Source organism: Mesorhizobium sp., from assembly GCF_024509055.1.
In the GTDB taxonomy this organism is placed as follows: domain Bacteria; phylum Pseudomonadota; class Alphaproteobacteria; order Rhizobiales; family Rhizobiaceae; genus Mesorhizobium.
The window spans coordinates 40,546-52,656 of sequence record NZ_JANINM010000536.1; the positions used below are offsets into that span (position 1 = coordinate 40,546).

General features: G+C 63.8%; 13 protein-coding genes. 11 read left to right on the top strand and 2 right to left on the bottom strand.

The features are described from left to right. Window positions 1-253: 253 nt before the first annotated feature. Complete coding sequence (locus tag Q0L57_RS32180) at window positions 254-1,123, top strand: LysR substrate-binding domain-containing protein (protein WP_296747128.1); 870 nt, start codon at window positions 254-256, stop codon at window positions 1,121-1,123. A 21-nt stretch (window positions 1,124-1,144) separates the two neighbouring features. On the opposite strand, the gene Q0L57_RS32185 is transcribed toward Q0L57_RS32180, so the two are convergent. Continuing rightward, window positions 1,145-2,362, bottom strand: coding sequence for an FAD-dependent oxidoreductase (locus Q0L57_RS32185; protein ID WP_296747129.1), 1,218 nt, complete (start codon window positions 2,360-2,362; stop codon window positions 1,145-1,147). A 15-nt stretch (window positions 2,363-2,377) separates the two neighbouring features. Next, a complete protein-coding gene (locus Q0L57_RS32190) occupies window positions 2,378-3,142 on the bottom strand; it encodes an aldolase/citrate lyase family protein (RefSeq protein WP_296747130.1) in 765 nt (254 codons plus the stop codon). Between the two features lie 108 nt (window positions 3,143-3,250). Between Q0L57_RS32190 and Q0L57_RS32195 the strand changes: the two genes are divergently transcribed. The 10 genes from Q0L57_RS32195 (at window position 3,251) to Q0L57_RS32240 (ending at window position 12,108) form a co-directional block, all read left to right on the top strand. Further along, window positions 3,251-4,141, top strand: a complete 891-nt coding sequence (locus Q0L57_RS32195) for a 2-hydroxy-3-oxopropionate reductase (RefSeq protein ID WP_296747131.1) — start codon at window positions 3,251-3,253, stop codon at window positions 4,139-4,141. A gap of 4 nt (window positions 4,142-4,145) precedes the next feature. Continuing rightward, window positions 4,146-4,958 (top strand): shikimate dehydrogenase, encoded by an 813-nt coding sequence (locus Q0L57_RS32200; RefSeq protein ID WP_296747132.1) that lies wholly within the window; start codon window positions 4,146-4,148, stop codon window positions 4,956-4,958. Continuing rightward, complete coding sequence (locus tag Q0L57_RS32205; protein ID WP_296747133.1) at window positions 4,951-5,757, top strand: SDR family oxidoreductase; 807 nt, start codon at window positions 4,951-4,953, stop codon at window positions 5,755-5,757. Before Q0L57_RS32200 ends, Q0L57_RS32205 begins: the two co-directional genes overlap by 8 nt. A gap of 10 nt (window positions 5,758-5,767) precedes the next feature. Then, window positions 5,768-6,115, top strand: coding sequence for a RidA family protein (locus Q0L57_RS32210; RefSeq protein WP_296747134.1), 348 nt, complete (start codon window positions 5,768-5,770; stop codon window positions 6,113-6,115). A 56-nt stretch (window positions 6,116-6,171) separates the two neighbouring features. Continuing rightward, a complete protein-coding gene (locus Q0L57_RS32215) occupies window positions 6,172-6,957 on the top strand; it encodes a FadR/GntR family transcriptional regulator (protein WP_296747135.1) in 786 nt (261 codons plus the stop codon). A 282-nt stretch (window positions 6,958-7,239) separates the two neighbouring features. Continuing rightward, window positions 7,240-7,950, top strand: a complete 711-nt coding sequence (locus Q0L57_RS32220; protein WP_296747136.1) for an SDR family oxidoreductase — start codon at window positions 7,240-7,242, stop codon at window positions 7,948-7,950. Between the two features lie 11 nt (window positions 7,951-7,961). Beyond that, window positions 7,962-8,711 (top strand): SDR family oxidoreductase, encoded by a 750-nt coding sequence (locus Q0L57_RS32225; protein WP_296747137.1) that lies wholly within the window; start codon window positions 7,962-7,964, stop codon window positions 8,709-8,711. Between the two features lie 84 nt (window positions 8,712-8,795). After that, window positions 8,796-9,743 (top strand): LysR substrate-binding domain-containing protein, encoded by a 948-nt coding sequence (locus tag Q0L57_RS32230; RefSeq protein ID WP_296747138.1) that lies wholly within the window; start codon window positions 8,796-8,798, stop codon window positions 9,741-9,743. A gap of 88 nt (window positions 9,744-9,831) precedes the next feature. Beyond that, window positions 9,832-10,866, top strand: coding sequence for an amino acid ABC transporter substrate-binding protein (locus Q0L57_RS32235; RefSeq protein ID WP_296747139.1), 1,035 nt, complete (start codon window positions 9,832-9,834; stop codon window positions 10,864-10,866). A gap of 78 nt (window positions 10,867-10,944) precedes the next feature. Then, window positions 10,945-12,108: an ABC transporter permease subunit gene (locus Q0L57_RS32240; RefSeq protein WP_296747140.1), complete on the top strand. Its 1,164-nt coding sequence runs from the start codon at window positions 10,945-10,947 to the stop codon at window positions 12,106-12,108. The last annotated feature ends 3 nt before the right edge of the window (window positions 12,109-12,111 follow it).

The following is a 12,111-nucleotide window of genomic DNA, read 5'->3' on the forward strand; positions in this document are numbered from 1 at the left end:
TTTCGCACTCCATGTCCCGGACATGCCCCTTCTCCGCGACGAGTCTCCCTTGCCGCGCCGCGGTCGTCCGAGATCAGCACATTCTACACAGGCTGCACATTCTCCATGACGCGCGCATGAAGGCCCGTGAGTCCGTGCCGGACTCTGGCCGAAATCAGGGATCCCTCTCTGCCTGATCCGCCGCCAACTTTCGCTTTACATAAGCCAATTCGTTGGTTTCAATGGTTACATCGGTTTGGCTTATGGAATTCGCATGCGCTACGTTCAGCTGAGGGCTTTCCACCACGTCGCCATATGTGGCGGCTTCTCCCGCGCGGCGGAGGCGCTCTTCCTGACGCAGCCCGCCATCTCCGATCAGGTACGCAAGCTCGAGGAAGAGTATGACGTCCTGCTTTTCAACCGCCACAAGAAGCAGGTCACCCTGACCCGGCAGGGCGAACGGCTGCTCGAGATCACCAGGCGCATGTTCGACACCGAGCAGCAGGCGCTGGACCTTCTGTCGGAATCGCGCGCCCTTCGCTCGGGAACGCTGCGCATCGTGGCGGATGCCGCCCACCATCTGCTGCGCATACTGGCGACTTTCCGGGCAAAATATCCGGGCGTCCAGGTCAGCGTGCGCGCTGGCAATACCGAGACCGTGATCACCAGCCTGTTCGCCTACGAGGCCGATCTCGGCGTACTGGGCGAGATCCCGGAGGGGCGCGAGTTCGAAATCCTTCGGCTCAACTCTTCGCCGATCGTCGCCTTCGTCGCGCACGACCATCCTCTGGCCAGCGTACGAAAGCTCTCGCTGGCCGATCTCGTCCAGCAGCCGCTGGTCATGCGCGAGCGTGGCTCGAAGACGAGGCACAAGCTCGAAACGCTTGCCTCGTCGATGGGCATCGAGTTGAAGCCGACTATAGAAGCTGAGGGCCGCGAGGCGGTTCGCGAGATTGTCGCGTCCGGGGCCGGCGTCGGTTTCGTCACCCGGGCCGAATTCGGTCTCGACGGCAGGCTGAGGCCGATCCTGATCGACGCGCCGGAGATCCTGATGGACGAAGCGCTGATCTGCCTGCGCGAGCGATCCAGCGGCAAGCTGGTCAAGGCCTTCTGGGATATAGCCGGGCAGACCGTGGAGAACTGACCGCCCGGGCCGGAGCCACTCTCAGATCACCGCCTCCTCCAGGAAGGGCTCGTTGCGCGGTATGCGCTCGTAGCAGAACGGCGACAGGTCGAGCGTCTGGAAGGCGCCGTGGATGATCAGCTCCGACACCGCCCGGCCGACCGCCGGCGACTGCTGCAGGCCATGGCCCGAGAAGCCGTTGGCGAACATGAAGTTCTTCAACTCGGGATGGAAGCCGACGATGCCGTTGTGGTCGAGCATGTTGTACTCATAGTGGCCGGTCCAGCTGGTCTGGACTTTCAGGGCATCGAAAGCCGGGATGCGGTGCCAGAGCGCCGGCCAGATATAGTCGTCGAACTCCTCGAAATGCATTTCGAAGTCGTCATAGTCGGCCGGCCCGTCGCCCTGCGGCGTGTTGCCGGTGAGGAAAAGCTCACCCTCCGGGCGCACGAAGGTGCCGGAGAGGTCGATGACATTGGGCATCCGGCCGGGGATCGGATTGGCGCTGGCGAAGACGAAGCTGTAGCGCTTGTAGGGCGCCACCGGGATCGACAGTCCGGCCATGCCGGCGACCTGCTGCGCGCGCGGGCCCGCCGCATTGACCAATGTGCCGCAGGCGACGGTCTCGCCGGTCGCGAGGCGCGCCGAGACCACCCGCCCATCGACGATGTCCAATCCCGTCACGGCATTGTCGATATATTCGACGCCGCTGCCTTGGGCGGCGCGGCGAAAGCCGTTCAACAGGCCCATGGAATCGAACCAGCCTTCTTCGCGGGCGCCCCAGGAGCCGCCGCCGAGATCATCGACGTTCAGCCACGGGAAGCGTTCCTTCAGCAGGCCTGGCTCGAGGAAGACGGTGTGCGCGCCGAGGCTGCGCTGCAGGTCGACCCGCTCCCTGGCCGCCTCCACGCCGTCCGGTGAGCAGCAATAGAGATATCCATGTTCCTTGAAGCCGAGATCCGGCGCCGGCTCGTTCTTGTAGAACGGAGCCATCCGCTCCTGGAAGCCGCGGATGATCTCGATGCCGAACTGGCTGATCTTCACATTGATTGGATTGGAATATTGCTGGCGGATGGCGCTGGTTGAAAGTGCCGTCGAGGAAAACTCGTAGCTCGAGTCGCGCTCGACCACGAGGATCGATACGCGGTCGCCCAGCGCCTGGCTCAACCAGTAGGCCGTAGACGAACCGACGACCGCGCCGCCGACGATGACGATGTCATAGGCATTGCGCGAAGGCGCCTTGTAGGGGGGGATCGCCATGGATCGTCTCCAGGTCTACGGGTTGAACGAAGCTATCAGGGCGTCGGAGCCCCGCGCCAGCAGCCCGAGGTCGGACCCTACGGCCACCATGGTGAAGCCGTCGGCGATATAACGGTCCGCGTCTGCCTTCGCCGGAGCCAGAATGCCGCTCGCCTTGCCGGCCGCGGCCGCAGCCTTGCGCACGGACGCGATCGCCTCCTGCACATGCGCGGCACCCGGATTGCCCATCGCGCCCATGTTGGTTGAAAGATCGCCAGGCCCGACAAAGAGAACGTCGACACCGTCAACGGCTGCGATCGCGGCGGCATTGGCGACACCGGATTCGTCCTCGATCTGCACGGCCAGCAACTGCTGCTCGCGAGCCTTGCCGTGATAGCCGGCGATGCGGCCGAACGCATTGGCGCGGTGGCCGACCGAGAAGCCGCGGAACCCGCCTGGGGCATAAGTCATTGCGCCGACGATAGCGCGCGCCTGATCAGCCGTGCGCACGTTGGGGATCATCAGGCTGCGTGCGCCGATATCCAGGGCTTGCTTGATCAGGTTGGGATCGTCCGACGGCAGGCGCACCACAGCCTCGCAGGGAAATGCCGCCGCGACCTGCAACTGCGCCATGATGCTGCGCAGGTCGTTTGGACTATGCTCTCCGTCGATCAGCAGCCACCCTGCTCCCGAACCGGCGACGACCTCGGTGGTAAGCGCCGAGGCCAGTGAGCACCATATGCCGATATGGGCTCGGTCCGCCCTCACGGCGGCCTTTAGCGGATTCGCACGCTCCTGCATTTGCGATCGGTCTCCATCGAAAGAAGATGCATTGAAATTTGTATGATGTCCTATATCATACGCCTCCAGTGAGCTGCAAGGCGTTCTGACGCCGCATGGGAGTTGCGCATGAAAATCGGCTTCATAGGGCTTGGTGTCATGGGAGCGCCGATGGCGCGGCATCTTGCCGATGCAGGACACGAGATCGTCACGGTCCTGAACCGCTCCCCTTTACCACAAGATTTGAAGGCAATGATCGTCGCCTCCCCCGCCGACGTGGCGCGGTCGTGCGAAATCGTCATCACAATGCTAGCCGACACGCCCGACGTGGAGCGTGTCTTGCTCGGGCAGCAAGGCGTGATCGAAGGTATTTCCACTGGCAAGCTGATTATCGACATGAGCTCGATCAGCCCGATCGCCACGGCCGAATTCGCGACAAAGATCAGGAAAGCAGGCGCCGGCTATCTCGATGCGCCGGTCTCCGGCGGCGAGGTCGGCGCCAAGTCGGCGAGTCTCACCATCATGGTCGGCGGACCGGCGGCCGAGTTCGAACGCGCTCTGCCGATTTTCCAGAAGCTCGGCAAGAACATCACCTTGATCGGCGACCAGAACGGCGCCGGCCAGACCTGCAAGATCGCCAACCAGATCATCGTCGCGCTCAACATCGAGGCCGTGGCCGAGGCGCTGGTCTTCGCGAGCAAGGCGGGATGCGACCCGGCGAAAGTGCGGGCCGCGCTGATGGGCGGCTTCGCCTCGTCGCGCGTGCTCGAAGTGCATGGCGAGCGCATGATCAACCGCACTTTCGCGCCGGGCTTCCGCATCCGGCTGCACCAGAAGGATCTCAATCTTGCGCTCGAAAGCGCCCGTGCGCTCGGCATCGCCTTGCCGGGCACCGCAACGGCGCAGCAGTTGATGAATGCCTGTTCGGCCAGGGCGAGCGGCGCGGAAGCCGATCATTCGTCGCTCGTACGGGCCCTCGAAATCCTGAGTGACCACGAACTGTCAAACGGAAAGGAATAACCCGATGCGCGGAACCGGCAAGGCCGATGTTTTCGTCATGCTGGCCCATCCAGTGGGTCACGCGAAGAGCCCCGGCATGTTCAACGAGATCTTCGAACAGAAAGGTCTCGACAGCCTGATGGTGCCTTTGAGCTGCCGCCCGGAAGATTTCGACACCTTCTGGGCTGGGATCACGGCGGCCGAGAACATCCGGGGCGTGATCATCTCGGTGCCGTACAAGGTCCCCGTCTACCACAAATGCGCGGCCGCGCACGACCGCGCCGCGCGCGTGCAGAGCGCCAACTCGGTTCGCAGGCAGGCCGACGGCAGCTGGTATGCCGACAATTTCGACGGCGTAGGCTTCATCGACGGACTGAAGGCCGGCGGACACCAGATCGCGGGCAAGCGCATCCTCCAGGTCGGCGCCGGCGGCGCGGGCGCCTCGCTGACTTATTGCCTTGCTGAGCAAGGGGCGGCGGAAATCCATTTGGCCGATATCGACAAGGAACGGGCGGCAAAACTCGCCTCGCTGGTCAACAAGACCTTCCCCAACTGCCGCATCGAGGTTGGCGAGCCGGATCCGTCCGGCATGGACATGGCAATCAACGCTACGCCTTCCGGATTGAAGGCCACGGATCCGCTGCCGATGGACGTGAGCAAGCTGACCCCTGGCATGACCGTAGTCGACATCATCATGGAGCCGGCGGAGACGGCGCTGCTCAAGGCGGCGAAGCAGATCGGCTGCCGCATCCAGCCTGGGCGCCCGATGATGGATTTCCAGGTCGAAGCTATGGCCGAATTCTTCGACATCGAGCGCAAAGGCCGCCGCAATGGCTGACGCGTTCGCCGCCGTCGTCATCGGTGGCACGTCCGGCATCGGACGCGCCATCGCGCTGCGCTTCGCCGAGGACGGCTATCAGGTGGTGGTCGCCGGCCGCGATGCTGTAAGAGGCAAGGAAGCGGCCGGCACCTGCGAGAATGCAGGCGCGCCGCGCGCGCTCTTTGTCCAGACTGATGTCGCCGATCCTGCTTCGGTCGAGGCCTTGGCGAAAGTCGTCGCGGAAATGTTCGGTGCACCCCACGCCGTGGTCAACTGCGCCGGGATCCTGCAGAGCGGCAAGCATGTGCTCGATCAGGACCTCGACGAGGACGAGCGGATGTGGCGCATCAATTATCGCGGCACGCTACTCGGCTGCCAGGTGTTCGGCCGGCTGATGTCGGCGGCCGGACGGGGCGCGATCCTCAATGTCGGCTCGCTTGCCTCATTCGCGCCGCTCTCGCTGCCGGCCTACACGCCCGGAAAGCACGCGGTCCTGGCGCTGACACAGATGCTGGCCGCCGAGCTCGGCCCGCATGGCGTTCGCGTCAATGCCGTGGCGCCGGGCTACACGCTTTCCGACGGACTGAAGGCGAAGATCGCCAAGGGCGAGCGCAACCCGGAAGCCATCCAGGCAACCACGGCGCTGCGCCGCTTCGTCGAACCGCGCGACGTCGCCGAGGCGGCCCTGTTCCTCTGTTCCGGCCGCGCCGCGTCGATCACCGGCGTCACGCTTCCGGTCGACGCCGGCTGGCTCGTCCAGGCGCCCTACGCGCAATATTTGCAAGGCAATCCCATCCGGCAAACGCCGGCAATCTGAGAGGCATTCCGTGAGCGATATCCACCGCTTCGATTTCGACACCCGTATCCATCACGGCGTCATCCACAACGGCACGCTCTACCTCACCGGCCAGGTCGCCCGGCCGGGACAGTCCGCGGCCGACCAGATGCGCGAGGTGCTCGGCAAGATAGATGCGCTGCTCGCCAAGGCGGGCACCGACAAGACCCGCATCCTACACGTCCAGATGTGGCTGGACGACGTGCGCGATTTCGACGAGGTCAACACGGTGTGGGACGCCTGGATGCCAAAGGAACATGCACCGGCGCGCTCCTCCGGCGAAGGTCGGATGGCCAAGCCGGGCATGCTGGTCGAGTTGATCGTCACCGCGGCGGTTTGAATGGTCTTGCCGGTTCGGACATCATCCCGAATCTGAACTTGAACGGAAGGACCTAAATGACGAAGCGCAAGCCACTTTCCACCGTCGTGGCGGAGAGCCTGGCCGAAAAGATCCGCTCCGGACAGTTGCAGCCCGGCGAGCAATTGCCGACCGAAGCGGAGCTTTGCGCCGAGTATGATGTCAGCCGCACCGTCGTGCGAGAGGCGGTGGCGCGGCTGCGCTCGGACGGCATGGTGGTGCCGCAGCAAGGGCGCGGCATGTTCGTCAGCGAAACGCCGTCTCCGCGCAATTTCTCCATCCCGGACGAAGCGCTGCGGACCCTACCGGAGACCATCGCCTTGCTCGAACTCAGGTTGAGCGTCGAAGTGGAATCGGCCGGGCTTTGCGCCGAGCGTCGCACCGACAAGGAAGCGGGCGACATCAGGGCCATGATGGATGAGATCGACTCCCAGCAGGCGGATCCCGCAGCCATCCAGATCCACTATGACTATGATTTCCACCTGGCCATCGCCAAGGCCGCGCGCAACGAGTTCATCCACGGCTTCCTTGCCTATCTCAGGCCGATGATCGTGCCGCGTTTCCAGCTTGGCTACGTCGTCGAGCCCGCTCTCAAGGACAGCTACTACGCGCGCATCCACGGCGAGCACGAAGCCATTGTCGATGCCATCGAAAAAAAGGACGGGAGCAAGGCCCGACAGGCCATGCGCAAACACCTGCAGAACAGCCTCGGACGCGTGCGCGCGCTGGCGAAAGCCTCCGGCGTCGAGGCGACCGACGCCGAACAGAAGGCGGCTGCGGCCTCGCTGTTCACCGAGATGAAAAGGCCGGTTACGACCGGCTGACAAGGCCGGCGGCTTACAATTCCGCGCGCCTTAAGCGGAGAAGAGCGCCGGGTGTTTTGCGAAAGCCATGTTTTTGCCAAACCGGACGGCCGGAAGCGCACCCCTTGTGCCGAAGACCTTGTTTTCCTTTGGTTTGCAGCGTTTGCGATCAGACCGCAAGCGTAGAACATTTCGAGCGCGGCGAGGGTTTTCGAAAGTTTATCTTTCCTTTTTGCTGGTTTTCTTGGTTTCGCGGTGTCGGCAGAGGCCGCAAACTGACGCCAGGCAATCGGGAAAGCCCACGTGACAACAGCCTTCATCACCGGAGCGACAAGCGGCATAGGCCGCGCCATGGCGATAGCATTGAGCGATGCCGGCTACGACGTCTATGCGGTCGGCCGCAGCCAGGCCGCGCTCAAGGAACTGCAGGCCGAGCGGCCAGGCATCGTGCCGATCGCCGTGGACGTCACCGACCGCGAGGCGCTGGAATCGGTGCTGGCGGATCTCACCATCGACGTCCTGATCAACAACGCCGGCATCATGCCGCCGCTTGGCAATTTCGCCGACATGAAGATCGCCGACATCGACACCACGCTCGAGGTGAACCTCAGCGCGGCGATTCTGCTCACCCGCCTCGTCGTGCCGCAGATGCGCGAGCGGCAGTCGGGGCATATCCTGTTCACAGGCTCGGTCGCGGGCCATGCGGCGTTTTCCAATATCGCCGTCTATTCGGCCACCAAGGCGGCAATCTCCGGCTTTGCCGGCGCGTTGCGCGCCGACCTCTCGCAATACGGGATCCGAGTGACCGAAATCGTCGCCGGCCGTGTCGAGACACAGCTCTACAAGGACATCCTCGGCGTCGAGGCCCGCACGGCGATGTACGCCAGCAAAGTCGTGCAGCCGGATGACGTCGCCAGGATGGTGGTCGGCGTGCTTGCGCTCCCCGCATGGGCCGACGTCACCCGTTTCGACATCATGCCGACCTGGCCCACTTCGCCGAGCGGCACCAAGTAAGGAAAACAGGCATGAAAGACCTTTCGGTTCTGATCGTTGGTGGCGGCGCCGGCCTCGGCGCGCTTCTGGTACGCATGGCGGTCGAAGCCGGCGCCGCAAAAATCGGCATCATCGACATCAACCTGGAGGCAGCCGAGAGCGCGCTCGCTCCTGCAAAGGCCAAGGGCCTGCCGACCGCGGCCGCGACCTGCGACATCCAGGTCGGCCCGCAGAGCCACGCCGCCTTCGACGCGATCGCGGCGAAGCTCGGCCGGGTCGACACGCTGATCAATTGCGCCGCCATCTATCCTCGCCGGCCGATCCTCGAAATCAACGACGCCGAGTGGGATGCCTCCAACGGCATCAACATCAAGGGTACCTATCACATGATGGTGGCCGCCGTGCGCCACATGCAGGCGCAGGAGCCGAAGGCCAACGTGCGCGGGCGGATCGTCAACCTGACGTCGGTCGACGCGTTCAAGGCGCATCCGCAGAACGCGCACTATGCCGCGACGAAGGCGGCCGTGGTCAGCCTTACGCGCTCCTTTGCCCATCACGTCGCAAAGGACGGGATCCTGGTGAATTCCGTGGCGCCGGCCGGCATGGCCACCGAGAAGGCCAAGGCGCTCGGCTTCCTGGAGGAACTCGCCAAGGCAAGCCCGCTCGGCCGCGGCGCCGAACCCACCGAGATCGCCGAATGGGTGCTGATGACCGGCGGACCGAAGAACACCTACATGACCGGCGAAAATGTAATCGTCTCAGGCGGTTACATCTACGCATGAACCAGTCTTCAGAAGCCGGCGGCATCTGAAAATACGGCAGTGCATGACCAACGGAGTCGCGAACGAAAGGAGGCGGACTTCACGATGACCGGCAAGCTTCGCCTTCCTTCGCTCAACGCGCTCCGCGTCTTCCACGCCGTCGCCCAACACAAGAGCTTCCGGCAGGCAGCCGACGAACTCCTGGTGACGCCGCAGGCGGTCGGACAGCAGATCAAGCTGCTTGAAGACACGCTCCAGGTGACGCTCTTCGAACGCAAGGGCCGGTCGATCGAATTGACGGAGTCGGCGATCCTGCTTTCGCACTACGTCAAGGCCGGCTTCGACGAGTTTTCCGAAGGCGTTCGCCGCGTCACCAAGTCGAACTACCGCGACCGCATCAACCTCAATGCCAGCCCCTACTTCGCCACCCATTATCTGCTGCCGAGGCTCTCGCTGTTCCGCGAGATGTTGCCGGGTGCCGATCTGCGCCTGACCACCATGGTCGACCTGCCCGACTTCGGGCGCGACGACATCGATATGACGGTGCAATGGGGCTACGGCAATTGGCCGGATTACGAGACCACGCTCCTTGTGCCGGACCCGAAGATCATCTGCTGTACGCCCGCGATCGGCGAAAAGATCAAGTCGGCGCGTGACCTGACGAAGTTCACGCTGCTCGACACCGTCAAGTCGAAGCGGCTGTGGCCGGACATATTGCGGCACCTTGGCGTCGAGCTGACGGATGGCGACCGCAGCATCAGCTTCGACGACGCCGCGACCATGCGCAGGGCGACCCTGCAAGGCATCGGCGTCGGCCTGGTTTCCGTCATCGATGCCGAGGAGGACTTCCGCTCCGGCGCGCTGGTGGCGCCGATCGGCCGGGATGCCATCGCCGATATGCGGCCGGAGGAGGTCCCCGGCTTCTATCTGGTCGTCCCGCGCGGGCATCTGCGCGTGAAGGCGGTGGCCGCGCTGCATCGATGGCTGTCCCAAGAGGACTGGCGGAGCGACCTGAAGCTCTCCTTGCCGAAACCGACCCCGCTTTCCGACTGAGAAGCGGCTCAGAGACAGGGTCCCGAAGGCATCTTGCGGGGCTCCAACAACAAGAAACGGAACAACCTCAACAGTGGAGACAACAACCATGAACATGATCAAATGGGGGGCCGTAGCCATGGCCCTGGGCCTCGTTCACCTGGCGGCGCCCGCGCAAGCAGCCGGCGGCAAGACGCTGGACACCGTCAAGGCGCGCGGCATGCTCAACTGCACCGGCCATGACGGTTCCTATCTCGGCTTTGCCGAGGTGGACGACAAGGGCAACTGGAAGGGCATGGACATCGACCTCTGCCGGGCGGTGGCCACCGCCGTGTTCGGCGACCCGGCGAAGCTGAAGATCGTGCCGATCAGCTGGGCGCAGCGTTGGCCGTCGCTGCAGTCGGGCGATGTCGACATCATCATCAAGGCGTCCGGTGGCACACTCAGCCGAAACACGGAACTCGGCCTGCAATTCTCGTCGTCCTATTATCTCGGGACGACCAAGGTGATGGCGCACAAGGAGCTGAACCTGAAGTCGCTCAAGGACGCCAATGGCGGCACCATCTGCATTCCCGCCGGCACCTCGCAGGAGCAGCAGGTGGCGGCTTACGCGCAGAAGATCGGCATCAAGCTCGAGCCGGTGGTCATCGAAAAGACCGAAGAACTCGAACAGGCCTATTTCTCGGGACGCTGCGACCTCTATGCGCAGTGGGGACCGGTGCTCGCCATCGCGCGCGCCGCGAAAGGCAAGGTCGAAGATCATGTCATCCTGCCCGACGTGCTCGCCGTCGAGCCTGAAGTCATGATCGTGCGCCAGGGCGACGACAACTGGTTGAACATCGCCAACTGGACGCTCACCGCGCTGACCTTTGCCGAACAGGAAGGCATCAACTCCAAGAACGTCGACGAGATCAAGGCAAAGCCGACCTCGCCGCAGGTCGCCAAGTTCCTCGGCGTCACGCCCGGCATGGGCAAGGGCCTCGGCCTTCCCGACGACTGGGCCTACAATGTGATCAAGAAGGTCGGCAACTACGGCGAGATCTTCGATCGCGACCTTGGCAAGGAGTCGCCCTACAAGATGGACCGTGAGTTGACCAACCTCTGGAACAAGGGCGGCGTCCTGTTCCCGCTGGTGATCGACTGATCCCTCTCTGACGCACCTCGCTGCAAGCCCCGCCCGGTTCCCGCCGGGCGGGGCGGCGACAATTCGGGAAAGATCCTGATGATCCGCCTGCTGAGAAATCAGAAGGTCCGCAACGCGCTGTTGCAGGTCCTCTACGTCGGTACGCTTGCCGGGCTGGTCCTGGCTTGCGCCTTGATCGCGCGGCGGAACCTCGCCGAGCAAGGCATCACGTCCGGTTTCGACTTTCTGTTCAAGTCCACGGGTTGGGATGTCACCTTCTCGCTGCTGCCGGTCACCGCGAACGATCCCTACTGGTGGTACTTCCTCATCGGAATCATCAACACGCTTTTCCTGGGAAGTGTCGGGCTGATCCTGGCGACCATCGTCGGGACGATCGTCGGACTGGCGCGGACCTCGTCCAACGAACTCGCGCAATTGCTCGGCCGCACCTATGTCGACATTTTCCGCAACATCCCGCTGATCCTCCAGGTCTTTTTCTGGTACGCGGTCATCACACACCTGCCGACGCCGCGCGCCGCGCATGAAGCCTGGGGTTTTCTGCTCACCAGCCGCGGCCTCTACATGCCGGTTCCCAACGTCAGCGGCACTGCACTGTCGGGCGCCATATTGGCTCTGATCGCCGCCGCCGCAATTCCGGTCTGGCTGGGAAGCACGGCGCGTCTCAGCCGACCGGTCGGCGAGCGGTTCGGCGTCCAGTTTGCGGGCGCGGCGGCAGCACTGGCTTGCGCGGCCGTCATCCTGGCCCTCGGCCGCCAGCCGGACGCGCCGCTGCTCGACTTCCCGGCGCTGCAAGGTCTCAACCTGAGGGGCGGCCTGCGCATCCCGCCGGAGTTTTCCGCTCTAGCCATCGCCATTGCCATCTATGGCGGATCCTACATCGCGGAGATCGTGCGCGGCGGCTTCAAGGCCGTCGGCAAAGGACAGACGGAGGCGGCGCTCTCGCTGGGGCTCAGCCCCTGGCGCGTCTTCACCCTGGTGCGGCTGCCTCTGGCGCTTCGCGCCATGCTGCCAATCCTTGCCAACCAGTATGTCTGGCTGATGAAGGCGACCACGATGGGCATCGCCGTCGGCTTTGCCGATTTCTTCATGATCGTGGCGCTGACGATCAACCATTCCGGCCAGACCATCGAGGCGATCGGCATCCTGATGGCGGGCTTCCTGACCATCAATCTCAGCCTCGCCGCCATCTTCAACCGTATCAACAAGGCCATTGCCCTCAAGGGCAATCAACTGAGGGGGTGAAAG

Coding starts and splice junctions, on each gene's coding strand:
- Q0L57_RS32180 (WP_296747128.1), top strand. CDS start 254: ATGCGCTACGTTCAGCTGAGGGCTTTCCACCACGTCGCCATATGTGGC.
- Q0L57_RS32185 (WP_296747129.1), bottom strand. CDS start 2,362: ATGGCGATCCCCCCCTACAAGGCGCCTTCGCGCAATGCCTATGACATC.
- Q0L57_RS32190 (WP_296747130.1), bottom strand. CDS start 3,142: ATGCAGGAGCGTGCGAATCCGCTAAAGGCCGCCGTGAGGGCGGACCGA.
- Q0L57_RS32195 (WP_296747131.1), top strand. CDS start 3,251: ATGAAAATCGGCTTCATAGGGCTTGGTGTCATGGGAGCGCCGATGGCG.
- Q0L57_RS32200 (WP_296747132.1), top strand. CDS start 4,146: ATGCGCGGAACCGGCAAGGCCGATGTTTTCGTCATGCTGGCCCATCCA.
- Q0L57_RS32205 (WP_296747133.1), top strand. CDS start 4,951: ATGGCTGACGCGTTCGCCGCCGTCGTCATCGGTGGCACGTCCGGCATC.
- Q0L57_RS32215 (WP_296747135.1), top strand. CDS start 6,172: ATGACGAAGCGCAAGCCACTTTCCACCGTCGTGGCGGAGAGCCTGGCC.
- Q0L57_RS32225 (WP_296747137.1), top strand. CDS start 7,962: ATGAAAGACCTTTCGGTTCTGATCGTTGGTGGCGGCGCCGGCCTCGGC.
- Q0L57_RS32230 (WP_296747138.1), top strand. CDS start 8,796: ATGACCGGCAAGCTTCGCCTTCCTTCGCTCAACGCGCTCCGCGTCTTC.
- Q0L57_RS32235 (WP_296747139.1), top strand. CDS start 9,832: ATGAACATGATCAAATGGGGGGCCGTAGCCATGGCCCTGGGCCTCGTT.
- Q0L57_RS32240 (WP_296747140.1), top strand. CDS start 10,945: ATGATCCGCCTGCTGAGAAATCAGAAGGTCCGCAACGCGCTGTTGCAG.